We start from the raw sequence: 25,273 nt of genomic DNA on the forward strand, positions 1-25,273 counted from the left end.
AAGGCCGAAGTACAAAAGGGCTAAGGAGACCGAGCCATGCCTTCCGGAATCAGCAATATCGCTTACCTTGGCGCCAGCGCGCTGTTCATCCTCAGCCTGAGCGGGCTGAGCCATCCCGCCACAGCCAGGCGCGGCAACCTGTTCGGCATCGCCGGCATGGTGATCGCGGTGGTGACCACCGTGCTGGCCGGAACGCCCGACGGCGTTCCCATCATCATCGGCGCGATGCTGGTGGGCGGCATCGCCGGCGCGGTGCTGGCCAGGCGCGTGGAGATGACGCAGATGCCGCAGCTGGTGGCGGTGCTGCACAGCTTCGTCGGCCTGGCCGCGGTGCTGGTCGGCTACGCCAACTACCTGGAGCCGACCACGCTGGCCGGCGCGGAGAAGGTGATCCATGAGGTCGAGACCTACCTTGGCATCCTGATCGGCGCGGTCACCTTCACCGGGTCGATCATCGCCTTCCTCAAGCTGCAGGGCACCATGGGCGGCAAGCCGATGCTGCTGCCGGGCCGCCACGTGCTCAACGCCGGCGCGCTGGTGGTGTGCGTGTGGCTGGGCTATGCCTTCCTCAGCGCGCCCGACCCGCAGTTGGGGCTGGTGCCGCTGGCCGCGATGACGGTGATCGCGCTGCTGGTCGGCGCCCACCTGGTGCTGGCAATCGGCGGCGCCGACATGCCGGTGGTGGTGTCGATGCTGAACAGCTACTCCGGCTGGGCGGCCGCGGCGACCGGCTTCATGCTGGGCAACGACCTGCTGATCATCACCGGCGCGCTGGTGGGGTCGAGCGGCGCCATTCTCAGCTACATCATGTGCAAGGCAATGAACCGCAAGTTCCTGTCAGTGATCCTGGGCGGCTTCGGCGCGGTGCAGGCGCAGGGTGCGGCGGCCGAGCAGGGCGAGGTGCTGCCGGTGTCGAGCGAGGAAGTCAGCAGCCTGCTCAAGGATGCCAACGAGGTCATCATCGTGCCGGGCTATGGCATGGCGGTGGCGCAGGCCCAGGGCACCATCAGCGAGATCGCGCGGCGGCTGCGCGCGCAGGGGGTCAATGTCCGCTTCGGCATCCACCCGGTGGCTGGACGCTTGCCGGGGCACATGAACGTGCTGCTTGCCGAGGCGAGGGTGCCGTACGACATCGTGCTGGAAATGGAGGAGATCAACGACGACTTCGAGAAGGCCGACGTGGTGCTGGTGGTCGGCGCCAACGACATCGTCAACCCAGGTGCGCTGGAAGACCCCGCCAGTCCGATTGCCGGCATGCCGGTGCTGGAGGTGTGGAAGGCCAGGACCGTGGTGGTGTCCAAGCGCAGCATGGCGGCGGGCTACGCGGGAGTCGACAACCCGCTGTTCTACAAGGACAACACGCGGATGTGGTTTGGCGATGCCAAGGGCAGTGTCGATGCATTGCTGCGGCAGCTGGAGGAAACGCCGGCGTAGGGGTTTTCCATGGGGGGCGGGATGCCACAGGGGGGGCGCTACGGCGTCCCACACCCCAATTCATGCCAGTTCCGCGACATATAAATGGTCATGAATAGATACGATAAAAAACTTTAAGCCAAGGCTATTTAAGCTTCAGTTAGCATCAATCCACGGATTCATGTGCCGCAACGCCAGGCGCCAGGTCTTGGACCAGTTGAGGACCTTGCAAGGCATTTCAGATCGCATCAAAGCGCCTCAAGAATTGGTATGTGATATATCTTGAGCCGGGATTCAAAGTGCAACTAGCGTTGCGAATGGACTCCTGCATCTGTGCCAAGGGGGAATGAAAGGCACGGATTAAGGAGTTGCGCCGATTTGACCGTAGATAGAGGGTGGTTTGCTGCAGTGCACTGACGAAAGTTCGTCGCAGAGTAGGAAAATAGCTTGCCGTTCTCTGATATATCACATACCGTATGTCATCAGACCGGTCGAATGAACCGGCAGAGGTTGAAGCAAAGGGGGGCAGCCCCTGCGCACCACGAACACGAGTCCAACGAGGAGACCAAGCATGTCCGAAGTCGTAGCGAAGCGGGCCCAGAGCACCACCGCGGAAGCCTGAAACAGAAGAATTCCAACCCCAGTCAATTTGCATAGAAGGAAGCAACCATGGCAGAAGTCGGAAACGAGCTGCAGCGTCACACCGCGGAAGAGCATCAGGCACAAACCGATGGTTTTCATCTGGTCATCGACGCGCTCAAGCTGAACGGCATCGAAAACATCTACGGCCTGCCCGGCATTCCGGTCACCGATCTGGCGCGTCTGGCGCAGGCCAACGGCATGCGCGTCATCAGCTTCCGTCACGAGCAGAACGCAGGCAACGCCGCAGCGATTGCCGGCTTTCTCACGCAAAAGCCGGGCGTTTGCCTGACCGTGTCTGCGCCCGGTTTCCTGAACGGGCTGACGGCGCTGGCGCATGCGACCACCAACTGCTTCCCGATGATCCTGATCAGCGGCTCGAGCGAGCGCGAGATCGTCGATTTGCAGCAGGGTGACTACGAAGAGATGGACCAGCTGGCCATCGCCCGTCCGCATGCCAAGGCTGCCTTCCGCGTGCTGCACGCTGAAGACATTGGTGTCGGTATCGCGCGTGCGATTCGTGCCGCCGTGTCGGGCCGTCCGGGCGGCGTGTACCTGGACCTGCCGGCCAAGCTGCTGGGCCAGTCGATGGAGGCCGGGAAGGGCCGCAAGTCGTTGATCAAGGTGGTGGATCCGGCCCCGCGCCAACTGCCCGCACCGGACTCGGTCGACCGTGCCGTCGCGCTGCTGAAGGGCGCCAGGCGCCCGCTGATCCTGCTGGGCAAGGGTGCCGCGTACGCACGCGCCGAATCGGATATCCGCACGCTGGTCGAGAAGACCGGCATTCCGTACCTGCCGATGTCGATGGCCAAGGGCCTGCTGCCCGATACGCACCCGCAATCGGCCTCGGCCGCACGCTCCTATGTGCTGGCTGAAGCCGACGTGGTGTTGCTGGTCGGCGCCCGCCTGAACTGGCTGCTGTCGCACGGCAAGGGCAAGACCTGGGGCAAGCCGAAGCAATTCATCCAGATCGACATCGCGGCGACCGAGATGGACAGCAACGTTGCCATCGCCGCGCCGGTAGTCGGTGACATCGGTTCGTGCGTGTCGGCAATCCTCGACAAGGTCGGCAACGACTTTGCCAAGCCGGGCGCCGACTGGCTGAACGCGGTGGCCGACCGCAGGGACACGAACCTGGCGAAGATGGCCGAGACCCTGGCCAAGGCCAGGGATGTGTCGCCGATGAACTTCCACGGCGCGCTGGGCGTGCTGAAGGAGGTCGTCAAGGCCAATCCGGGCATCTCGTTTGTCAATGAAGGCGCCAACACGCTGGACTACGCCCGTGCCGTGATCGACATGTACGAGCCGCGCAAGCGCCTGGACGTGGGCACCTGGGGCGTGATGGGCGTGGGCATGGGCTACGCGGTCGCCGCGGCGGTCGAGACCAGCAAGCCGGTGCTGGCGTTGTGCGGTGACAGTGCATTCGGTTTCTCGGGCATGGAAGTCGAGACGATCTGCCGTTACAACCTGCCGGTCTGCATCGTCATTTTCAACAACAACGGCGTCTACAAGGGCATCGACGTGAATCCGACCGGCGGCAAGGATCCGGCGGTCACGACGTTCGTCCCGGGAGCGCGCTACGACAAGATGATGGAAGCGTTCGGCGGCGTCGGTCACAACGTCACCACACCGGCGGAACTCGAAGCCGCGGTGAACGAAGCCCTGCGGTCGGGCAAGCCCACGCTGGTCAATGCCGTCATCGACCCGGCTGCCGGCACCGAAAGCGGCCGCCTGACCAACCTGAATCCGCAAAGCTCGGCCAAGAAGTAATTCGCCCGAATTTCACCCGAACTTCACCCCTCTGATCCAATAGGAGAACGAAAGTGAACCTCCCACTCAACGGCATCAAGATCATCGACTTCACGCACGTCCAGGCCGGCCCCGCGTGCACGCAGCTGCTGGCATGGTTCGGCGCCGACGTGATCAAGGTCGAGCGCCCCGGTTCCGGCGACGTGACGCGCACGCAGCTGCGCGACATCCCGGATGTCGACGCGCTGTACTTCACCATGCTCAACAGCAACAAGCGTTCGCTCACGCTGGACACCAAGAAGCCGGAAGGCAAGAAGATCCTGGAGCAGCTGATCCGCGAATCGGACGTGCTGGTCGAGAACTTCGGGCCGGGCGCGCTGGACCGCATGGGCTTCTCGTGGGAACGCATCAACGAGCTGAATCCGAAGATGATCGTGGCTTCGGTCAAGGGCTTCAGCGACGGCCACCACTACGAAGACCTGAAGGTCTATGAGAACGTGGCGCAGTGCGCGGGCGGCGCGGCGTCGACCACGGGCTTCTGGGATGGCCCGCCGACGGTGTCCGCCGCGGCGCTGGGCGACTCCAACACCGGCATGCACCTCGCCATCGGCATCCTGACCGCGCTGATCGGCCGCGACAAGACCGGCAAGGGCCAGAAGGTGGCCGTGTCGATGCAGGACGCCGTGCTGAACCTGTGCCGCGTCAAGCTGCGCGACCAGCAGCGCCTGGACCGCCTGGGCTTCCTGGAAGAGTATCCGCAGTACCCGCATGGCAGCTTCAGCGACGTGGTGCCGCGCGGCGGCAACGCGGGCGGCGGCGGCCAGCCGGGCTGGGTGCTGAAGTGCAAGGGCTGGGAGACCGATCCCAACGCCTACATCTACTTCACCATCCAGGGCCATGCCTGGGAGCCGATCTGCAAGGCGCTGGGCAAGCCGGAATGGATCGACGATCCCAACTACGCCACCGCCAAGGCACGCCAGCCGCATATCTTCGATATCTTCAACACCATCGAGGAATGGCTTGCCGACAAGACCAAGTACGAAGCGGTGGACATCCTGCGCAAGCATGACATCCCGTGCTCGCCGGTGCTGTCGATGAAGGAGATCGCCGCCGATCCGTCGCTGCGCGCCAGCGGCAGCATCACCGAGGTGCCGCACAAGGAGCGCGGTTCTTACCTGACGGTGGGCAGCCCGATCAAGTTCTCCGACCTCAAGCCGGAAATCACGGGTTCGCCGCTGCTGGGCGAGCATAGCGAAGAAGTACTGGCCGGCCTGGGCTACGGCGCGGACGACATCAAGCGCCTGCGCGAGTCCCAGGTGATCTGACGCCGCCTGCCCGGCACATGTGCCGGGGCGTACGCCGGGGCCGCGCCAGTTGCGCCGCCCCGGCGTTTTTGCTTGCAGCGTGGACCCGTGCCGCGCTACCTTGGTGGCAACATACCCCAACCGGCAATGACCGACAGAAAGGGAATCTCCATGCCAGAACCCATCGACTACGCGCAACTGGTGTCCGCCATCGGCGACGCCATCATCATCTCCGACGCCAAGGGCGCCATCACGCTGTGGAATCCCGCCGCCGAGCGCATGTTCGGCTACACCCAGGCCGAGGCCATGGGCCAGTCGCTCGACCTGATCATTCCGGAACGGCTGCGCGGGCGCCATTGGGAGGGCTATGACAAGACCATGGCCACCGGCATCACGCGCTACGGCCATGACCTGCTCAAGGTGCCCGCGGTCGACAAGGACGGCAAGGGCCTGTCGATCGCCTTTACCGTGGCGCTGCTCAAGGATGACGCGGGCGCCATCACCGGCATCGTCGCCGTGATCCGCGACGAGACCGTGCGCTTCCAGGAAGAGCGTGCGCTGAAGAAGCGGCTGGTCGAACTGGAGAGCCAGGTCAAGGAACAGGCCTGATATCGCTGCGCCCCGGGTGGCCGGCTTGCCGGCCGCCGCTGGTTCTCTTCTTCCAGCCTTTCAGGAACTGCTGGTTGCCCAGCGGTGCGCCGCGCCGAGGATGGCTTCGGACGCCGAGCACCGCGTAAGTTCTGCAATCGGTGCCCGGCTCCTTGCAGGCTGCCCCGCACGGGCATGGCGCAATGATCCTTGCGCGCGCTGCAGGTTCACTGCTTGCGCGCCGCGTGCCGCACCAGCAGCGACCCCAGCGGCAGGGCCAGCCCGAAAGCCAGGTAGACCAGCGCCAGCATGCGCGGCGACAGGCGCCGCTCGAAGCCGGGCGTCAGGCGGTGCGGCGTACACTTCAGGTCCACCAGGCAGGCCAGGGCTGCCACGCCAAGGCCGCCAAGCGCCAGGGTGCCCGCGGCGCCGCGTGCATGATGCCGTGCCACCGCGGTTTCATAGAACACGGCCCAGAACACCGACATCGCATGATGGATGACGTAGCCCAGCATGGTATGCCGGACCGAAGGCCGGTTGGCATGCATGGCGCGTTCGCCCCAGATCCAGTGGCTGACCGCATTGACCGCCGCGAACGCGCTGCCGCAATCAATGGTGCCGCCACGGGCGAGCATGCCGGTGGAGACCACGCTGGCGCAGGTCCCGGAAATCGCGGCGCGGCGCAGGATGGTCGACGCATCCGTCGGATGGTACTGCCCGGCGCGGGCGGCTTCATCGGCCGGCATATCTGTGCGGCATTGGTGGCGAGCGGGTTCCATGTGGTGGCAGGGGCGCGGCGCATGCCCGCGCCGGCTGCTGCGGAAGCGCCGCAGGCGCGGCGACACTGTCATGGCAAGCTAGTTTCATGCCGTGTCGGACAGGCAGTACGCGCCGGAATTAAAAAGGCGAGGCCGCCACTGCGCCTCGCCTGTAACCGATCGGACCGCTCAGTTCAGATGGCCGACCGCGCGCAGGTACTCGTTCTTCTTCTCGAAGATCAGCCCGCTGAGGAAGGCCGCATCATAGGCGGCGAGCAGGTGGGCGTGGTGCTCTTCGATATAGCGGGCGACACGGGCCTTTTCGCACTCGATGCCGCACAGCCATTCGTACATGTCGGCGTCCCAGCGGAAACGCAGGCCCAGTTCGATAAAGGCGGCGTTATAGGCCGCGAGCTGCGTCTCGCGTGGGATGGGCTGGTTGTCGGTGCCGACCGTGATGGCTGCGGGGCGGCTGTCAGTCTGGACCTGGTTCATGGCTTGTCTCCTCGATGCGCTGTAGCGGTGGGGTTGAGACAAGCATAGGGATGGCGAACGATTTACGATAATTAAAGTTTCGCCGTCAAACCATAATCAATCATTTATGGATTGCCAAAGGCTAGGCTTCCAGGCGAATCAGTCCTTCCACACCCGTGATCCGCTGGATCAGTCCGGCGCCTTCCTCCATCAGGAACTGCTTGAATGCCAGCGCCACCGGCGGCAGCCGTTTGTTCTTGCGATGCACGACGTACCAGTTGAGCATCACCGGAAAGCCCTCGATATCGAGCACGGCCAGCTTCCCCGCCTGCAATTCGAGCCCGACCGTGTGTGCCGACAGGAATGCGATGCCCATGTTGGCAATCACCGCCTGCTTGATGGTCTCCGTGCTCTTGATCTCCATTGCGATGCGCAGGTTGGAAAGCCGCCCGGCAAAGCCTTCCTGCATCGAATTCCACGTATCAGACCCCTTTTCGCGCGAAACGAAGGCCTCGTCGGCCAATGCCGAAAGCGGGATGTTGCGCTTGCCGACCAGCGGATGGCTGGGTGCCGCGACGATGACGTAAGGGTGGGGCGCGAAGGCTTCGTTGATGGTGTCCATGCCTTCCGGCGGACGCACCATCACCGCCAGGTCGGTCAGGTTGCCGGCCAGCTGGTGCAGCAATTCTTCGCGATTGTGCACTGCAAGGTTCAGCGTCACGCCTTCATGGCGCTCCATGAATTCCGCCAGCAGCCGCGGAAAGAAATAGTCGCCGGCGCTGATCACCGCTACGTTCAGGCGTCCGCCGGAGATGCCCTTGAGTTGCGACATGGCGTCCTCGGCCTCGCGGAACTGCTGGATGATGCTGCGGCTGTAGTGCAGCATCTCGTGCCCGGCCGGGGTCAGGTAGATCTTCTTGCCGAGCTGCTCGAACAGCGGCAGGCCGACATGGTGCTCCAGCTGCCGGACCTGGGTCGACACGGCGGGCTGCGTCAGGTGCAGCTCCTCGGCAGCCCGTGAAAAGCTCATATGGCGGGCGACGGTTTCAAAGACCTTCAGTTGCCGCAGCGTGGCGTTCCTCATTCAATCGTTCCGTGCAATATATAAACGGTCATCAATACAAACGATAAAAAACTTTATGCAGTCCTGATCTTAGATTCAAGTAGCATCAATCCCGGATTTGCATGCCTTCCATGTCAGGCGCCGATCTCAAAATCCCTACCCGTCACATCGATGGCTGCACACAGCCACGCCCCCATCAAGGAGACTGCCATGACCGGACCGCATGCATCGGTGTCCGCACCGCGACATCCCGCCGCGCCCGACCACGGGTTGCGCCTGTGCCAGGCCGCCGCGGGTCAGGGAGGGCGGCCATGAACATCTCGCTGCCCCAACTGAAGGCCTTCGCCGCGGTGGCGCGGCACAAGAGCTTTACGCGCGCGGCCGCCGAGCTCGGCCTGACGCAGTCCGCGGTAAGCCGCAGCGTGCGCGAGCTGGAAGAAGAAATCGACCAGCGCCTGTTCGACCGCACCACGCGCCAGGTGGAACTGACTGAAGCCGGCCTGCGCCTGTCGCAGCGCATCTGCCACCTGATCGAGGAGGTCGAGCAGACGCTGCGCGACAGCCAGAGCGCGAGCCGTCCGTGCCAGGGCCTGGTGCAGATCGCGTCGGACCCGGTGCTCAGCTCGATGTCTCTGCCGTCGTGGCTGGCGGGCTGCCGGCAGGCGTGGCCCGCGATCGCGATCCACCTGAAGGACCGCTCGCAGGAATCGGTGCTGCAGAGCGTGCGCAGCGGCGAGGTCGACTTCGGCATCGCCACCGATCCGCAGGCCGCCGATGACCTGTACTGCGAGCCGCTGTGCATCGACCCCTATCACGCCGTGCTGCCGGCGCTGCACCCGCTGGCCGCTGGCGACACGGTAGGGTGGGGCGAGCTCAGCGATGCCAGCGTGCTGACGCTGGACCAGCAGTGCGGCGTGCAGCCAGCGGTGGAGAAAGCGCTCAGCAGCTATCACGTACGGACCAGTTCGCTGCAGCTGCTCGGGCACTTCGCCGCGGTGTTCGGCATGGTGGCGCTGGGGCTGGGCATCGGCGTAGTGCCGTCGCGCGCGCAGGCGGGCGGCCTGAACCCGGCCGCCGTGATGCGGCCATTGCGGCCGCAGGTGACGTCGACCGTCATGCTGGTGCGGCGCAAGAGCCGGTCGCTGAAGCCCAATGCCGCTGCTATCTGGGACGCGTTGCGCGGGCTGGAGTATGAAGACCCGGCTGCCTCGCGCCGGGACACCACCACCGTCTGATGGCGCGCGACAGTTAACAACCGCCGACTGTTGTATTGGAGTCGAATCTATTGATATATTACATACAGGATATTTACACATAGTGCGGCGCAGCATATAATGAAAACTCCTGACCACAACGCAACTGGAGTTTTCAAATGGAAGTCGCATTGCTCTTCGTCCTGGGCCTGGCCGCGCTTGCCGGCGGTGTCGCCATGACCATCATGCTGGCCACCCGCCTGCCGATGGACGTGCTGGTGACCGCGCAGGAACATGGCCGCTTTGCAGGACTGGGATCGAGCCAGGAAAGCGACGGAGTGGGCCGCGCACGCCAGGCGCGCGTCGTGCCCGCTGCCGGCGAACTGGCATACGCCTGATCGGCGCAGCGCCGGGCGCTGTCCGTGCGTGTGCGCATGGCACCGCCTTGAGCGCGTCTGGCAAGGATGTAGCGGCCGGCATCCCTTGTTATTGTAGAGCTTGTCCGTCTCAAGCCTGGCTTGAAGACCCGCGGCCGCCATCTCTCCATCTCCCCCCCCCCTCGGTGCGCTGTCTTGCGCGCTATGCTGCCGCCGATCCGCCCCTGGCGTCCCGCCCCACGTTCCGCCAAGCCTTCCGCCCAGGCGCTTGCCTTCCTTCATCCTCCCTGTTCTTGGCAGAACCAGCACGTGGCATGCCGGCCCTCCATGCCAAGCGGAAGTCACGTTGTTTAAATGTATCAAACTAGGGACTTTCCCCAACCGCTCGCTTTCCCGGTTTCCTCGCTCCCTAATCCCCGGCATGCTGATGGCTGCCACCGGCGCGTGGATTGATGCGCCGACTCAAGGCAACTGCTTGATTTCCAAGGATTCCCGGTACCAGCGGCAGAGCCGTTGATGCGGCGCGCGCAATAGTTGCGCCGCATCAACGGCCATGCCGGCGCAGGTTGCGGAAAGTGTTTGCTGCAGAGCCGCAACGAATACGCTTGACTTGTGTGATATATCACATACCGTATAGCACTAGAACGGCTAAGCTGTTCGAGACCGAGAGTCACGCAGAGGCGTCTTCAGGCGCCCAATCTTCCACCTTGGCGGCTTGCCGCTATAAGGAGACATCATGGAACTGCAGCAAAGGGAGTCCACGTCGCGTTTTGCGTCGCCGTGGGTGCAATTGGTCTTCGGCGTGATCTGCATGGCGATGATCGCCAACATGCAGTACGGCTGGACGCTGTTCGTCAACCCGATCGACGATAAATACCACTGGGGCCGCACCGCGATCCAGGTGGCATTCACCATCTTCGTCGTGACGGAAACCTGGCTGGTACCGATCGAGGGCTACCTCGTCGACAAGTACGGCCCGCGCCCGGTAGTGGTGGGTGGCGGCCTGCTTTGCGCCATCGCATGGGCGCTGAATTCGGTGGCGTCTTCGTTGCCGATGCTGTACGTCGCCGCGGCAATCGGCGGCCTGGGCGCGGGCGCGGTGTATGGCACTTGTGTCGGCAACGCGTTGAAGTGGTTCCCCAATCGCCGAGGTCTGGCGGCAGGGATCACAGCGGCCGGCTTCGGCGCGGGCTCCGCGCTGACCGTGGTGCCCATCGCCAACATGATCAAGACGTCGGGCTATGAAGCCGCGTTCCTGTGGTTCGGTCTTGGCCAGGGCCTGGTCGTGTTCATCCTGGGCATGGCCCTGTTCCCGCCGTCCGCCAAGGTCCTGAGCGAGGTCAAGTCCACGCTGAAGGCTGCCGCCACCTACAACGCTTCGCCGCGCGAAGTGCTGAAGTCGCCGATCTTCTGGGTCATGTACGCCATGTTCGTGATGATGGCCGCCGGCGGCCTGATGGCCACCGCCCAGCTCGGTCCGATCGCCAAGGACTTCGGCCTGCACGAGGCGCCGATCTCGATCCTTGGCCTGACCTTGCCCGCGCTGACCTTCGCGCTGACCATCGACCGCGTGCTCAACGGTTTGACCCGCCCGTTCTTCGGCTGGATCTCCGATCATATCGGCCGTGAACGCACCATGTTCTTTGCCTTCGGGGTGGAGGCCATCGGTATCCTGCTGCTGTCGAAGTACGGCCACCATCCGGTTGCCTTCGTGATACTGACAGGCGTTGTGTTCTTCGCCTGGGGCGAGATCTACAGCCTGTTTCCGGCCACCTGCGGCGACACCTTCGGGCCGAAGTTTGCCGCGACCAACGCGGGCTTGCTGTACACCGCCAAGGGCACGGCCGCGCTGCTGGTGCCGTTCTCCAGCGTGATCACCGCCGCCACGGGCAGCTGGCATGCGGTCTTCATGGTGGCCTCGGGCATGGCGGCATTGACTGCGATCATGGCGCTGTTCGTGCTCAAGCCGATGCGCGAAGCCCATGCCCGCAAGTATGTCCACGCCAATACCTCGGCCCCGATGGGCTACCGTACCGTGCCGGAAGACCTGACCTGATGAAGAAAGCAGTGCGGCGCCCGGGCGCTGGCAGGACAGGGTGTGGCGGCTGCGATGCCTGCACAGGCGCCACGCCCGGTAGCACAATACGATAAGAACAAAGCACGACAGGAGGGCGGCCCCCGGGCGCCTTCCTGATCGCACTTCGGACACTCACAAACCACATCCAGGCACCGCCATGAACCAGGTTGTCATCCCTCTTGAGGCGACAGGGCTCGGCCGGCAGCGCAAGCGCCGCCAGCCCAAGGGCCGTCAGGTCGACGCGGCCGCGCTGGCCGAAGTGCGCGTGGCGCTGGGCGACATGCCGCGCCGCCGCGACCTGCTGATCGAACACCTGCACTGCATCAACGACCGCTACGGCCAGCTTGCGATGCCGCACCTGGTGGCGCTCGCGAGCGAGCTGAGGCTGTCGATGACCGAGGTGTACGAGGTCGCCAGCTTCTACCACCATTTCGACGTGGTCCGCGAGGATGCGGACGGACAGATCGCCGCGCCGCCCGCGCTGACGGTGCGCGTATGCGAGGGCATTGCCTGCGAACTGGCTGGTGCCCGCGCGCTGATCGACAAGCTGCCTGCCTTGCTCGGCACCGACGTGCGCGTGATCGCGGCGCCGTGCATCGGCCGTTGCGAGAAGGCGCCCGCGGCGCTGGTCGGGCAGAACCCCGTGGACGGTGCGACCGCCGATACGGTTGCCGCCGCGGTGCAGGCCAGGGCCGTGCGTCACGAACCTGAGCCCTATATCGATTACGACGCATACCGTGCAGCGGGCGGCTACGACCTCCTGAAGTCCCTTGCCGACGGCACCCTCGATGCCGACGCCGTGCTGTGCACGATGGAAGATTCCGGCCTGCGCGGCCTGGGCGGCGCGGGCTTCCCCACCGGCCGCAAATGGCGCATCGTGCGCAAGGAACCGGCGCCGCGCCTGATGGCCGTGAATATCGACGAAGGCGAGCCTGGCACCTTCAAGGACCGCGTCTACCTGGAGCGCGATCCGCATCGCTTCCTGGAAGGCATGCTGATCGCGGCGGCGGTGGTCAATGTATCGGCGATCTACATCTACCTGCGCGACGAATATGCCGGCTGCCGTACGCTGCTTGCCGAGGCACTGCGGCAGTTGCGCGACAACCCGCCCGTTTCCGGCCTGCCGATGATCGAGCTGCGCCGCGGCGCGGGCGCGTATATCTGCGGCGAAGAGTCGGCGATGATCGAATCGATCGAAGGCAAGCGCGGCATGCCGCGGCTGCGCCCGCCGTATGTGGCGCAGGTGGGCCTGTTCGGCCGGCCCACGCTCGAGCACAATTTCGAGACCCTGTACTGGGTGCGCGACATCATCGAGAAGGGCGCGGAGTGGTTCGCTTCGCAGGGGCGCAATGGCCGCAAGGGTTTGCGCTCGTTCTCGGTCTCCGGACGCGTGAAGAAGCCGGGCGTACACCTGGCGCCAGCGGGCATCACCGTGCGCGAGCTGATCGACGAATACTGCGGCGGCATGCTCGACGGCCACGCGTTCTACGCCTATCTGCCCGGCGGCGCGTCAGGCGGCATCCTGCCCGCGTCGATGGGCAACATCCCGCTCGATTTCGATACGCTGCAGCCCTACGGCTGCTTTATCGGCTCGGCCGCGGTGGTGATCCTGTCGGACCACGACAGCGCCACGCAGGCGGCGCGCAACCTGATGCACTTCTTCAAGCATGAGTCGTGCGGGCAATGCACGCCGTGCCGCACCGGCACGGCCAAGGCCCTGGACCTGATCCATCAGCAGAAGTGGGACCTCGCGGCGCTGGACGACCTGTCCGCGGTGATGCGCGATGCATCGATCTGCGGGCTGGGGCAGGCCGCGCCCAATCCCGTCGACTGCGTGATCAAGTACTTCCCGCACGAACTCGCGTGAGAGACTGACATGAATGCACTGACCCGCGCCGAACGCGCGCTTGTCGAATCCGCCGAGCCAGCCGTCAGCTTCACGCTCAACGGCCGCGAAGTCACCGCGCAGCCCGGCGAAAGCCTGCTCAAGGTGGCGCAGCGCGAGGGCTTCGACGTCCCGCACCTGTGCTACAAGGACGGCCTCGAGCCCGCCGGCAACTGCCGCGCCTGCATGGTGGAGATCCAGGGCGAGCGCGTGCTGGCCCCGTCCTGCTGCCGCTATCCCGCCGCAGGCATGCAGGTGCAGACCGAATCCGAACGCGCCCGCCGCGCCCAGCGCACCGTGCTGGAGCTGCTGCAGTCGGACATGCCGGAAGCGGAATACACGCGCCACAACGAACTCGACCAGTGGGCGGCGAAGCTGGAAGTCGGCAAGCCGCGCTTTGCCCCGCGCGAGCGCGTGGCGGCGGACCTGTCGCACCCGGCCATCGCTGTCAACCTCGATGCCTGCATCCAGTGCACCCGCTGCCTGCGCGCCTGCCGCGACGAGCAGGTCAACGACGTCATCGGCCTGGCACTGCGCGGCGATCAGGCCCGCATCGTGTTCGACATGGACGATCCCATGGGCGCCTCCACCTGCGTCGCCTGCGGCGAATGCGTGCAGGCCTGTCCGACCGGCGCACTGATGCCCGCGCGCGACGTGGCCCTGGCCGTTCCCGACAAGCAGGTCGAATCGGTGTGCCCGTATTGCGGCGTGGGCTGCCAGCTGACCTACAACGTCAAGGACAACCGCATCCTGTTCGTGGAAGGCCGCGACGGTCCCGCCAACCACCAGCGGCTGTGCGTGAAGGGCCGCTACGGCTTCGACTACGTGCAGCACCCGCAGCGGCTGACCGTGCCGCTGGTGCGCCGCGAAGGCGTGCCCAAGCGCGGCGATTTCGTCATGGACCCGGACCACGTCATGGACGTGTTCCGCGAAGCCTCCTGGGAAGAGGCGCTGGCGCTCGCCGGCGGCAAGCTCGCGCAGATCCGCGACACGCATGGCAAGCGCGCGCTGGCGGGCTTTGGCTCGGCCAAGGGCAGCAACGAAGAGGCCTACCTGTTCCAGAAGCTGGTGCGCACCGGCTTTGGCAGCAACAACGTCGACCATTGCACGCGGCTGTGCCATGCCTCGTCGGTGGCGGCGCTGCTGGAAGGCATCGGCTCGGGCGCGGTGTCGAACCCGGTAATGGATGTCGACAAGGCCGAGGTCGTGATCGTGATCGGCGCCAACCCGACCGTGAACCACCCGGTCGCGGCAAGCTGGATCAAGAACGCCGTGAAGAACGGCACCAAACTGATCGTGGCCGATCCGCGCCGCTCCGACCTGGCGCGCTTCGCCTGGCGCTTCCTGCAGTTCAAGCCCGATGCCGACGTGGCGCTGCTCAACGCGATGATGCATGTGATCGTCAGCGAGGGCCTGGTGGACCGCGACTTCATCGACAGCCGCACCATCGGCTTCGACGAACTGCAGCGCAACGTCGCCGCGTACAGTCCCGAGCTGATGGCGCCGATCTGCGGCATCGACGCCGAAACCATCCGCGAGGTCGCCCGCGCCTATGCGACCTCGAAGGGCTCGATGATCCTGTGGGGCATGGGCGTGTCGCAGCACGTGCATGGCACCGACAACGCGCGCTGCCTGATCGCGCTGGCGCTGATGACCGGCCAGATCGGCCGGCCCGGCACCGGGCTGCATCCGCTGCGCGGGCAGAACAACGTGCAGGGCGCTTCCGACGCGGGGCTGATCCCCATGATGTATCCGGACTACCGGCGCGTCGACGATCCGGTGGCGATCGCCAGTTTCGAAGCGCTTTGGGGCATGCCGCTGGACCGCCAGCCGGGCCTGACCGTGGTGGAGGTCATGCAGGCAATCGAGCGCGGCGAAGTGCGCGGCATGTACATCATGGGCGAGAACCCGGCGATGTCCGACCCCGACGCCGAGCATGCCCGCGAGGCGCTGGCGTCGCTCGATCACCTGGTGGTGCAGGACATCTTCCTGACCGAGACGGCGTACCTGGCGGACGTGGTGCTGCCGGCATCGGCGTTCCCGGAGAAGACCGGCACCTTCACCAACACCGACCGCACCGTGCAGCTCGGGCGGCAGGCGCTCGAACCGCCCGGGCAGGCGCGGCAGGACCTGTGGATCATCCGGCAGATGGCGGCGCAGCTCGGCCTGGACTGGCACTACGACAGCGTGGTGGATGTGTTCAACGAGATGCGGCAGGCAATGCCTAGCATCGGCGGCATGACCTGGGAGCGCCTGGAGCGCGAGCACGCCGTGACCTATCCATGCATGGAAGAGGGCGATCCGGGCGAGCCGGTGATTTTCACGGACAGCTTCCCGACCGCGACCGGCCGTGGCCGCTTCGTGCCCGCCGACATCATTCCGGCTGCGGAGCGGCCTGATGCGGACTACCCGATGGTGCTGATCACCGGGCGCCAGCTGGAGCACTGGCATACCGGCAGCATGACGCGCCGCGCCGGCGTGCTCGATGCGATCGAGCCGGATCCGGTGGCGCTGGTGCATCCGCTGGATCTCGATGCACTGGGCGGCAAGCCCGGGGATGTGGTCACGCTGTCGTCGCGACGCGGCGAAGTCACGCTGTATGCGCGCGGCGATGCCGGCACGCCGCGCGGCGCCGTGTTCGTGCCGTTCTGCTACTACGAAGCGGCGATCAACAAGCTGACCAACGCAGCGCTGGACCCGTTCGGCAAGATCCCGGAGTTCAAGTACTGCGCGATCAGGATGACGGTGGGCGGGCAGGTGCCGGTCCAGTCGAGCTATGGCGGCGGGCAGATACTGGAGCCCGCTGTCGTCTGAGCGGAAGATGGTGGTGTTGCCCATGGCAGGCGGCCAGCTCGCCGCCTGCGCCATCTGCAGCATCAGGATGTCGACATGGCGGCCACGGCCGGTCACATCATGTCGTCGCGATCCTCGATCACGGAAATATCCCAGCAGGAAATAAACAGCGCAGCAATCAGGGGACCTATCACGAAGCCATTGATGCCAAAAACAGACATGCCGCCCAATGTCGATATCAGAACGACCCAGTCCGGCAACTTGGTGTCCTTGCCGACGAGGACAGGACGAAGCAAGTTGTCCACGGCGCCAATCACAAGGGTACCGATGGCAATGAGCGCGACTCCTTTCCAGGCAGGGCCTGCCAGCAAGAAATAAACCGCGGCCGGACCCCAGACCAGCGCCGCGCCAATGGCCGGCAGCAGGGATAGAAACGCCATCAGCGTTCCCCACAGCAACACCCCGTTGATGCCCAGCAGCAGAAAAGCCAGGCCCCCAAGGATTCCCTGAACCGCGGCCACCACGACGTTACCCTTGACCGTGGCGCGGACTACGGTGGTAAAGCGGCTGACCAGGCGGCGGGTGTGCGCGTCATTCAGCGGTACGGCCTCGCGGATGCGATGGGAAATGACCGTACCATCACGCAGCAGGAAGAACACCAGATACAGCATGATGCCGATGCCGACGGCGAACTGCAGCGTGTTCTGGCCAATGGTGATAGCCTGGGCCGCCATGAACTGGCTGATCCGGGCGGCACCCTCGGTCAGTTTCGCCTGCAACCCCGCTACGTCCGCCAACCCCATTTCGTTTAGCCAGTTCTCAACGAAAGCCGGCAGGGCCTGTACGGCAGTTCGGAAGTACTGCCCGAAATCCCATGTGCCAGTCTTGATCTGGTTGTAGGCAAGTGCCACTTCCTGTGCGAGTGTGGCAATCATCAGGAAGACCGGAACAATGGCCAGCAGCACGCAAACGAGCAGCGTCGTCAGCGCCGCGAGATTTTCCCGGTTGCCAAATCTCACCGTCAGCTTGCGGTGCATTGGATGAAACAGGATAGCGAGTATGGTGCCCCACAGGATTGCGCTGAAGAAGGGCCGCAGTATCCAGATGAACGCAATGGTGACCGCGACCAGAAGGATGTAAAAGCCTTTCAAATTGCGCATCGGATTGTCCATGAGTCCGGCGTACGTTCAGTGCGGCAATCGAAGCGCATTGATGTACGTGTGCGACCTGACGTGGGGCATGCTATGCCGGTCGCTATCCGGAGCAGATCCGTGCAAGGCTTCGACCACCCACGGCAGGCAGCGCTCGGATTCAGGTTCGCCGAAGAACGCTTCCGATGGTGCGCTTCCGCTACCCGTCGAGGTCAACAGGAGCGGTTTCAAATGAGCTTCTCTCCATGATCTGGTGATCTCTGCCGTGGATCAGCAACTCGACCTTTGCTCGCCTGGCTTTCTCCATGCCGGTAGCGATCGCATGATCCATCGAAGTGAATCGCTGCTGGTTGCCGGAGCGTCCTTCTGCTTCGACCGCCCAGCCGTTATGGGTAGGCACGACGTGGATATTCTTGCCTGGCATGGCGTCTCCGGAAGTTGGCAGTATGAGTGTCCGCTCTGCGTCGCCGCCCGGCTATCGGGCGTCGTCTGACAAGACCGTCGGATATCAGGAAGAACGACACAAGGCAGAAGCGACAACGCCCGCCACGCACCATGGCGGGCGTTCTTCATGACGAAGACAGTGCCAGTGCGGCTCAACCCATCTTGCCGAGGATCGCCTGCATCTCGTCGACGTTGAAGGCCCGCAGCGTTTGCGTGCGCACGTTGCCCAGCGCGCCGACCGCCAGGCCGAAGGCGGTCATGCTGGCATCATCCTGGGCCTCGACGGTCAGCACGACGTCGTATTTGCCCAGTGTCCAGTAGATGTCTTTCATCTCCACCCCGAAGCGCGCGCCCATCTCGCGCACCGCGGCGGCGCGCTTGGTGGTGTCCTTGACGGCGCGGATGCCCTGGTCGGTGAAGCTGGCTAGCACGATATAGCGGGTCATGGCGGGATCTCCGGTAAGGATCGATCGAACGCAGTCCCGGCTGCGCGCAAGCGACCGATGGCAGCAAGCCGGGGCAGTGGTTCAGGACTTCCCGGCGCAGCACCGGGGTGCCTGAGCAACCCCATGCCGATGCATATCGCGCGCCAGCCGCCATGGCGAGCCGCGTAGCGGGAGATGCCACGGTGGCGGCCACCGCGGTGCGGCCCGCTGTGTATCAGCCCTGATACAGCGGCCCGCCTCAGTCCTGCATCGGGCCGCTGTCGCCGCCCTCCGGCGCATCCAGCGCGCGCATGTTGTCCAGCAGCTTCAGCAGATAGTGCAGGGTATGCGTCAGGTCGTTGGTCGAAAATCCATCCAGCGCCTGCTCGTAGTACTGCCGGATCTTCGGCTGCGCCTGGTGCAGCCACACTTCCCGGCCCGGCGTGCTCATCCGCACCAGCCGCGAGCGGCGGTCGCGCCCGTCAGGCGCCAGCGTCACGTGACCGTCCCGTTCCATCCGGCTGACCAGCCCGGACAGGTTCTGGCGGCTCACCATCAGGTAGCGCGCCAGATCCCCGACGCTCATGCCATCGGCGGCCTCCGGCCGCGACAGCGCGCCCAGCACTGCCCACTGCTGCGTCGTCAGGCCCTCCGCTTCGACGGCTCGTGACCCCGTTTTATGCAACATGTTTGCGCATTGGTAGAGGCGGAAGAACAGCCGGTTGGCCAGTTCCATGCGGGCGGTAGTGGGGAGCTCGCCTCCCTGTTCGGGGTTAACCATAGTCATTTCCAAAGATTTGATGCCTTGCGCACAGGGCCGTCCGCACCTATTATACGTCAATATATTTACCTAAATGACGGGGCATGTGGCGGCGGCACCGCCGGCACGATAGCACCGGAACCCTGAAAGGAGAACGGCTGTGCAAGGACTCGAAGGCAAGACGGTCATCGTGACCGGCGGTGGTGGCGGTATCGGCGGCGCAACCTGTTTGCGTTTTGCGCGTGCGGGCGCGGCGGTCGGCGTGCTCGACCTGAACCCGGAGGCAGGCGAACGCGTGGCGGCGCAGATCCGCGATGCCGGCGGCCGCGCGCTGTCCGTGCGCTGCGACATTACCGATCGCGCCAGCGTCGACGCGGCGGTGGCGGCGGTGGAGCAGGAGCTGGGCCCCATCGACGTGCTCGTCAACAACGCCGGCTGGGATGTGTTCCGTCCGTTCGTCAAGACCGAGCCGGCGCAGTGGGAGCGGCTGATCGCCATCAACCTGACCGGCGCCCTGCACATGCACCACGCGGTGCTGCCCGGCATGGTGGCGCGCAAGCGCGGGCGCATCGTCAATATCGCCTCCGATGCCGCGCGCGTGGGGTCTTCCGGCGAAGCGGTGTATGCCGCGTGCAAGGGCGGGCTGGTGTCGTTCTCCAAGACCATTGCGCGCGAGCATGCGCGCCATGGCATCACCGTGAACGTGGTGTGCCCGGGGCCGACCGAGACTGCGCTGTTCGAGGACTACAAGCAGGGCGCGGGCAACCCCGAGAAGCTGGTGGAAGCCTTCACCCGCTCGATCCCGCTGGGCCGCATCGGCCAGCCTGACGATCTCCCCGGCGCGGTGCTGTTCTTCGCCGGCGACGATGCGGCGTTCATCACCGGCCAGGTGCTGAGCGTATCGGGCGGCCTGACCATGAACGGCTGAACGCGGCCACACCAACTCAAGCGAACAACGGAGACCACCATGCAATACGACGACATCCTCTATGAAGTGCGCAACGGCGCGGCCTGGATCATCATCAACCGCCCGGAAAAGATGAACGCCTTCCGCGGCCGCACCTGCGACGAACTGATCCACGCCATCAACCGCGCCGGCTATGACCGCGAGATCGGCGCCATCGTGCTGGCTGGCGCCGGCGAGAAGGCCTTCTGCACCGGGGGCGACCAGTCCGCGCACGAAGGGCAGTACGACGGCCGCGGCACCATCGGCCTGCCGATGGAAGAACTGCACAACGCCATCCGCGACGTGCCCAAGCCGGTGATCGCGCGCGTGCAGGGCTATGCCATCGGCGGCGGCAACGTGCTGTGCACGATCTGCGATTTCACCATCGCCTCGGACAAGGCCGTGTTCGGCCAGGTCGGCCCGCGTGTCGGCTCGGTCGACCCGGGCTATGGCACGGCCTTCCTCGCGCGCGTGGTCGGCGAGAAGAAGGCGCGCGAGATCTGGTACCTGTGCCGCCGCTATCCCGCCGCCGAGGCGCTGGCGATGGGGCTGGTCAACGCCGTGGTGCCGCACGATCAGCTCGACGCCGAAGTGCAGAAGTGGTGCGACGAGATCATGGAGAAGAGCCCGACCGCGGTCGCCATCGCCAAGCGCTCGTTCAACATGGACACGGCGCACCAGGGCGGCATCGCCGGCATGGGCATGTATGCGCTCAAGCTCTACTACGACACCGAGGAATCGCGCGAAGGCGTGCGCGCCTTCCAGGAAAAGCGCAAGCCCGACTTCCGCAAGTACGCGAAGTAAGCCGACCGGACCGCGCGGAGACGACCATGAATCCCTACCTTGACGAAGACCTGTCGGCGCTGGCCGAACATGCCCGCCGCTTTGCCGATGCGCGCGTCGCGCCCGGCTACCTGGAGCGCGACCGTACCCGCGTGCTCGACCGCGCGCTGATGCGCGAGATGGGCGAGATGGGCTTTATCGCGCCCGAGCTGCCGGAACAGTATGGCGGGCAGGGCATGGGCTCGCTCGCGGCCGGCGTGATCCACGAAGCGGTGGCGCGCGCCGACCTGAGCCTGTCGTATATCAACCTGCTGGCGTCGCTGAACGGGCAGATCCTGGCGCACCATGCACGGCCGGAGATCGCCGGCCCGTGGCTGCAGCGCCTGACGCGCGGCGAAGCGCTGCTGGCGATCGCGCTGACCGAGCCGCGCGGCGGCTCTGACGCGGCCAGCCTGCGCCTGCGCATGGAGCGCGATGGCGACTGTTACGTGCTCAACGGCGAGAAGACTTCGATCTCCGCCGCCGACCAGGCCGATGCCGCGGTGGTGTTCGCGCGCAGCGGCCCGGTCGAGGCGGGCGCGCGCGGCGTGTCGGCGCTGCTGGTGCCGATGGACCTGCCGGGCGTCACGCGCAACCGCTTCGACTGCCATGGCCAGCGCGCCATCGGCCGCGGCTCGATCTTCTTCGAGAACGTGCGCGTGCCGGCGAGCCACCTGCTCGGCAAGGAAGGCGAGGGCTTCGTGCAGGTGATGCAGGGCTTCGATTTCTCGCGCGCGCTGATCGGCCTGCAGGTGCTGGCCGTGGCGCAGGTGGCGCTGGACGAGACCTGGGGCTACGTGGCCGGGCGCCAGGCCTTCGGCAAGCCGCTGTCGGCATTCCAGGGCGTGTCGCACCCGCTGGCGGACTTCGAGACCCAGGTGCAGGGCGCGCGCCTGCTGTGCCTGCAGACGCTGTGGCTGAAGGACCGCGGCCTGCCGCATACCGCCGAAGCCGCGATGTGCAAGTGGTGGGCGCCCAAGCTGGCATATGACGTGGTGCACCAGTGCCTGCTGTCGTTCGGCCACGGTGGCTACGACCGCGGCGTGATGGAGCAGCGCCTGCGCGACGTGCTCGGCTTCCAGATCGGCGACGGCACCGCGCAGATCATGAAGACCATCATCGCGCGCACGCGCGCGGGGCGCGAAGCGGTACCGGCCTGACGCGCTGGCCGGCGCAACGGCTGGCAGCACACAACAACGAGGAGACCGCCATGGATTTCGACGCAGTACTGATCCCGCCGCGCCGTGCCGCCAGCATTGCCGCCGGGCACTGGCAGGACCGTACCATCAACGACTACCTTGCCGCATGCGTGCGTGACCGGCCCGATGCGCCCGCGCTGACCGCGCTCAGCATCGACCGTCAACACGTGACGCGCTTCACCTGGCAGGAGCTGGCGCGCATGGCCGACCGCGTGGCGGTGGGTCTCTCCCGCCTTGGCATCGTCGCGGGCGACGTGGTCTCATGCCAGCTGCCCAACGGCTGGCACCTGAGCGTGCTGTACCTGGCATGCGCGCGCCTGGGCGCGGCACTCAACCCGGTCATGCCGATCTTCCGCGAGCGCGAGCTGTCGTTCATGCTGGCGCACGCACAAAGCAAGGTGGTGGTGGTGCCGAAGGTGTTCCGCGGCTTCGGCCATGCCCAGATGCTGCGGGGTTTGCGCGATGCGCTGCCCGCGCTGCGGCATATCGTCGTGGCGGATGGCGAAGGCGAGGACAGTTTCGAGGCGCTGCTCAGCGGACCGACGTGGGAAGAGGCACCCGATGCCGCCGCCATCCTCCAGCGCAGCCGCCCTGGTCCGGATGACGTCACGCAGCTGATCTACACGTCCGGCACCACCGGCGAGCCCAAGGGCGTGATGCATACCGCGAACACGCTCTTCTCCAACATCGTCGCCTATGCCGCCCGGCTCCACCTGGGCGGCGACGACGTGGTGCTGATGGCGTCGCCGATGGCGCACCAGACCGGCTTCATGTATGGCCTGATGATGCCGGTGGTGCTGGGCGCGCACGCGGTGCTGCAGGATATCTGGGATCCCGCGCGCGCCGCCGCGCTGATCCGCGACGAGGGCGTGACCTTCACCATGGGTTCCACGCCGTTCCTGACCGACCTTGCGCGCGTGGTGGCGGAGTCCGGCGTCCCGGTGCCAAGCCTGCGCATCTTCCTGTGCGCGGGCGCGCCGATTCCGGGCGCGCTGGTCGAGCAGGCACGGCAGGCGCTGGGCGCAAGGATAGTATCGGCATGGGGCATGACCGAGAACGGCGCGGTCACCACGACGCTGCCGGAAGACAGCGACGAACGCGCGTCGACAACCGATGGCCGCCCGTTGCCCGGTGTAGCGATCCGCGTGGTCGACGGCACCGACGCGGACGTGCCGACCGGCGAGACCGGCCGGCTGCTGGTGCGCGCCTGCTCCAACTTCGGCGGCTACCTGAAGCGCCCGCAACTGAACGCCACCGATGCCGACGGCTGGTTCGACACCGGCGACCTCGCCCGGCTCGATGCCGAGGGATATTTGCGCATCGCCGGCCGCAGCAAGGACGTGATCATCCGCGGCGGCGAAAACATTCCCGTGCTGGAGGTCGAGACCCTGCTGTATCGCCATCCCGCGGTGGCGCAAGTGGCGATCGTCGCGTATCCCGACGAACGGCTGGGCGAGCGTGCCTGCGCCTTCGTGGTGCCGCGCGCCGGGCATGACTTCGACCACGCGGCGATGGTGGACTGGCTCAAGGGGCAGAAGATGGCGCTGCAGTACATCCCGGAAAAGCTCGTCGTGCGCGACGCCTTGCCGGCGACGCCGGCAGGAAAGATACAGAAGTTCAGGCTGCGCGATTTGTTGCTGGAAGCGCTGTAAAACTGTGCTATAGCCGCTGGTTTGCTCCCCTCTCCCGCTACGCGGGAGAGGGGCAGGGGGAGAGGGCCGGCGCGTGTCAAGCACGCTTACCGTAGCACCCGCGTTGCCGCCCCAAGCGCCTCGCCAAACAACTCACCCACCAGATCCACCTCAGCTTCGTCAATCACCAGCGGCGGCAGGAACCGCACCGTCGCCCCATGGCGCCCGCCAAGCTCGACGATCAGGCCGCGCTGCAGGCATTCGCGCTGCACGGCACGCGCGAAGTCGCCGTCGGCAGGGTAGGCGCCGACCACGTCAGGCTCGGCACGCTCATCCACCAGTTCCACCCCAAGCATCAGCCCACGCCCACGCACCTCGCCGATTGCGGCGAAGTCCGACTGCAGCTGGCGCAACCGGGTCGCCAGCCGCTGGCCCATGCCGTCGGCATGTGCCACCAGCCCCTGCGCGGCAATGGTGCGGATCGTGGCCGAGCCCGCGGCCATCGCCAGCTGGTTGCCGCGGAAGGTCCCGGCATGCGCGCCCGGCTGCCACGCGTCGAGCGCGCCGTCGTAGATCACCACCGACATCGGCAGCCCGCCGCCGATCGCCTTGGACAGCACCAGCACGTCGGGCACGATGCCGGCATGCTCGAACGCGAAGGTGCGGCCGGTGCGGCCCAGCCCGGTCTGCACTTCGTCCAGCACCAGCGCGATGCCATGCTCGCGCGTGATGCGGCGCAGCTCACGCAGCCAGCGTGCCGGCGCGGGAATCACGCCACCTTCGCCTTGCACCGCTTCCACCACAACCGCCGCCGGCGGCAGCACGCCGGACTCGGGATCGGACAGCATCTGCCCGATATAGCGCAGCCCGGCATCGATGCCGGCCTCGCCGCGCAGGCCGAACGGGCAGCGGTAGTCATACGGGTACGGCAGGAACTGCACGCTCGCGCCGAGCGCGCCCAGCGGCGCCTTGGGCCCCAGGTTGCCCATCAGCGCCAGCGTGCCATGCGTCATGCCATGGTAGCCGCCGGCGAAGCTCAGCACGGTGTGCCGGCCGGTCGCGGTCTTGGCCAGCTTGAGCGCGGCTTCGATGCCGTCGGCACCGGTCGGGCCGCAGAACTGGATGCGCGCGCGCGCGGCGAAGTCGGCCGGCAGCAGGCCGAACAGGTCGTCGATAAAGCGGTCCTTGACCGGCGTGGCCAGGTCCAGCGTATGCAGCGGCAGGCCGCTGTCGAGCGTGTCGCGCAGCGCGCGCACTACCGCCGGGTGGTTGTGGCCCAGCGCGAGCGTGCCGGCGCCGGCCAGGCAGTCGATGAAGAGCTGGCCGCTGGTATCGCGCAGGTACACGCCGTAGCCCTGTTCCAGCGCCAGCGGGATGCGGCGCGGATAGGAGCGGGCGTTGGATTCGCGGGCGCACTGGCGCTGCAGGTAGGCATTGTCGTCGAGCCGGATCGGTGCTTGCCGGGCAAAGGCGCCGGCCGAGAACGGCGCGGGTTGGCCGTGGGCGAGCGTGGCGAGCGAGGGAGGCGTCATGGTGTCGTTCCTAGCGGAGGGCGTTGTACGGGGGCGTTGACTGCAAGGAC

21 protein-coding genes are annotated in these 25,273 nt (G+C 65.9%); 13 read left to right on the forward strand and 8 right to left on the reverse strand.

Going from position 1 to position 25,273, the window contains the following annotated elements:
* Positions 1-36 precede the first annotated feature (36 nt).
* From pntB to J8I34_RS17280, 4 genes are all read left to right on the forward strand, one after another.
* On the forward strand, positions 37-1,434 hold the full coding sequence (pntB, locus tag J8I34_RS17265) for a Re/Si-specific NAD(P)(+) transhydrogenase subunit beta (RefSeq protein WP_029046999.1): 1,398 nt from the start codon (positions 37-39) through the stop codon (positions 1,432-1,434).
* Positions 1,435-2,082: 648 nt separating this feature from the next.
* Positions 2,083-3,822, forward strand: coding sequence for an oxalyl-CoA decarboxylase (oxc, locus tag J8I34_RS17270; RefSeq protein ID WP_209806514.1), 1,740 nt, complete (start codon positions 2,083-2,085; stop codon positions 3,820-3,822).
* Positions 3,823-3,875: 53 nt separating this feature from the next.
* Positions 3,876-5,126: a formyl-CoA transferase gene (gene frc, locus J8I34_RS17275; RefSeq protein ID WP_029046997.1), complete on the forward strand. Its 1,251-nt coding sequence runs from the start codon at positions 3,876-3,878 to the stop codon at positions 5,124-5,126.
* Positions 5,127-5,276: 150 nt separating this feature from the next.
* Positions 5,277-5,714, forward strand: coding sequence for a PAS domain-containing protein (locus J8I34_RS17280; protein ID WP_029046996.1), 438 nt, complete (start codon positions 5,277-5,279; stop codon positions 5,712-5,714).
* Between the two features lie 206 nt (positions 5,715-5,920).
* Here J8I34_RS17280 and J8I34_RS17285 read toward each other — a convergent pair whose 3' ends face one another.
* The 3 genes from J8I34_RS17285 to J8I34_RS17295 all read right to left on the reverse strand — a co-directional run bounded on the left by J8I34_RS17285 (position 5,921) and on the right by J8I34_RS17295 (position 8,009).
* Positions 5,921-6,439, reverse strand: a complete 519-nt coding sequence (locus tag J8I34_RS17285; RefSeq protein ID WP_051320455.1) for a hypothetical protein — start codon at positions 6,437-6,439, stop codon at positions 5,921-5,923.
* 201 nt (positions 6,440-6,640) lie between these two features.
* Positions 6,641-6,946 (reverse strand): HAD family hydrolase, encoded by a 306-nt coding sequence (locus tag J8I34_RS17290; protein WP_029046994.1) that lies wholly within the window; start codon positions 6,944-6,946, stop codon positions 6,641-6,643.
* A 121-nt stretch (positions 6,947-7,067) separates the two neighbouring features.
* Positions 7,068-8,009: a LysR family transcriptional regulator gene (locus J8I34_RS17295; protein ID WP_029046993.1), complete on the reverse strand. Its 942-nt coding sequence runs from the start codon at positions 8,007-8,009 to the stop codon at positions 7,068-7,070.
* A gap of 290 nt (positions 8,010-8,299) precedes the next feature.
* On the opposite strand from J8I34_RS17295, the gene J8I34_RS17300 reads away from it, so the two are divergent.
* From J8I34_RS17300 to fdhF, 5 genes are all read left to right on the forward strand, one after another.
* The gene (locus J8I34_RS17300; RefSeq protein ID WP_209806516.1) at positions 8,300-9,223 is read left to right on the forward strand and encodes a LysR family transcriptional regulator; all 924 of its coding nucleotides are present in this window, start codon (positions 8,300-8,302) and stop codon (positions 9,221-9,223) included.
* A 137-nt stretch (positions 9,224-9,360) separates the two neighbouring features.
* Positions 9,361-9,579 carry a hypothetical protein gene (locus J8I34_RS17305; protein WP_209775608.1) on the forward strand — a complete coding sequence of 73 codons (219 nt, stop codon included), beginning with the start codon at positions 9,361-9,363 and terminating at the stop codon, positions 9,577-9,579.
* A gap of 715 nt (positions 9,580-10,294) precedes the next feature.
* On the forward strand, positions 10,295-11,614 hold the full coding sequence (oxlT, locus tag J8I34_RS17310) for an oxalate/formate MFS antiporter (protein ID WP_209806517.1): 1,320 nt from the start codon (positions 10,295-10,297) through the stop codon (positions 11,612-11,614).
* 178 nt (positions 11,615-11,792) lie between these two features.
* Entirely contained in the window at positions 11,793-13,502 is a 1,710-nt protein-coding gene (locus J8I34_RS17315; protein ID WP_209806519.1) for an NADH-ubiquinone oxidoreductase-F iron-sulfur binding region domain-containing protein, read from the forward strand.
* Between the two features lie 9 nt (positions 13,503-13,511).
* Entirely contained in the window at positions 13,512-16,334 is a 2,823-nt protein-coding gene (fdhF, locus tag J8I34_RS17320; RefSeq protein WP_209806521.1) for a formate dehydrogenase subunit alpha, read from the forward strand.
* A 92-nt stretch (positions 16,335-16,426) separates the two neighbouring features.
* On the opposite strand, the gene J8I34_RS17325 is transcribed toward fdhF, so the two are convergent.
* From J8I34_RS17325 to J8I34_RS17340, 4 genes are all read right to left on the reverse strand, one after another.
* Complete coding sequence (locus J8I34_RS17325; RefSeq protein ID WP_029046987.1) at positions 16,427-17,485, reverse strand: AI-2E family transporter; 1,059 nt, start codon at positions 17,483-17,485, stop codon at positions 16,427-16,429.
* Positions 17,486-17,663: 178 nt separating this feature from the next.
* A complete protein-coding gene (locus tag J8I34_RS17330; protein WP_029046986.1) occupies positions 17,664-17,888 on the reverse strand; it encodes a DUF2188 domain-containing protein in 225 nt (74 codons plus the stop codon).
* 172 nt (positions 17,889-18,060) lie between these two features.
* Entirely contained in the window at positions 18,061-18,354 is a 294-nt protein-coding gene (locus J8I34_RS17335; RefSeq protein WP_029046985.1) for a GYD domain-containing protein, read from the reverse strand.
* A 238-nt stretch (positions 18,355-18,592) separates the two neighbouring features.
* Positions 18,593-19,114, reverse strand: coding sequence for a MarR family winged helix-turn-helix transcriptional regulator (locus tag J8I34_RS17340; RefSeq protein ID WP_029046984.1), 522 nt, complete (start codon positions 19,112-19,114; stop codon positions 18,593-18,595).
* Positions 19,115-19,253: 139 nt separating this feature from the next.
* Between J8I34_RS17340 and badH the strand changes: the two genes are divergently transcribed.
* The 4 genes from badH to aliA are packed head-to-tail and all read left to right on the forward strand — an operon-like array spanning position 19,254 to position 23,712.
* Entirely contained in the window at positions 19,254-20,021 is a 768-nt protein-coding gene (badH, locus tag J8I34_RS17345) for a 2-hydroxycyclohexanecarboxyl-CoA dehydrogenase (RefSeq protein WP_029046983.1), read from the forward strand.
* Between the two features lie 39 nt (positions 20,022-20,060).
* On the forward strand, positions 20,061-20,843 hold the full coding sequence (badI, locus tag J8I34_RS17350) for a 2-ketocyclohexanecarboxyl-CoA hydrolase (RefSeq protein ID WP_029046982.1): 783 nt from the start codon (positions 20,061-20,063) through the stop codon (positions 20,841-20,843).
* Between the two features lie 26 nt (positions 20,844-20,869).
* The gene (gene aliB / locus J8I34_RS17355; protein WP_209806523.1) at positions 20,870-22,021 is read left to right on the forward strand and encodes a cyclohexanecarboxyl-CoA dehydrogenase; all 1,152 of its coding nucleotides are present in this window, start codon (positions 20,870-20,872) and stop codon (positions 22,019-22,021) included.
* A 50-nt stretch (positions 22,022-22,071) separates the two neighbouring features.
* The gene (aliA, locus tag J8I34_RS17360; protein ID WP_209806525.1) at positions 22,072-23,712 is read left to right on the forward strand and encodes a cyclohexanecarboxylate-CoA ligase; all 1,641 of its coding nucleotides are present in this window, start codon (positions 22,072-22,074) and stop codon (positions 23,710-23,712) included.
* 86 nt (positions 23,713-23,798) lie between these two features.
* On the opposite strand, the gene J8I34_RS17365 is transcribed toward aliA, so the two are convergent.
* On the reverse strand, positions 23,799-25,223 hold the full coding sequence (locus J8I34_RS17365) for a diaminobutyrate--2-oxoglutarate transaminase (protein ID WP_209806527.1): 1,425 nt from the start codon (positions 25,221-25,223) through the stop codon (positions 23,799-23,801).
* Positions 25,224-25,273: the final 50 nt, after the last annotated feature.

It is taken from the genome of Cupriavidus phytohabitans (genome assembly GCF_017815025.1).
GTDB lineage: Bacteria > Pseudomonadota > Gammaproteobacteria > Burkholderiales > Burkholderiaceae > Cupriavidus.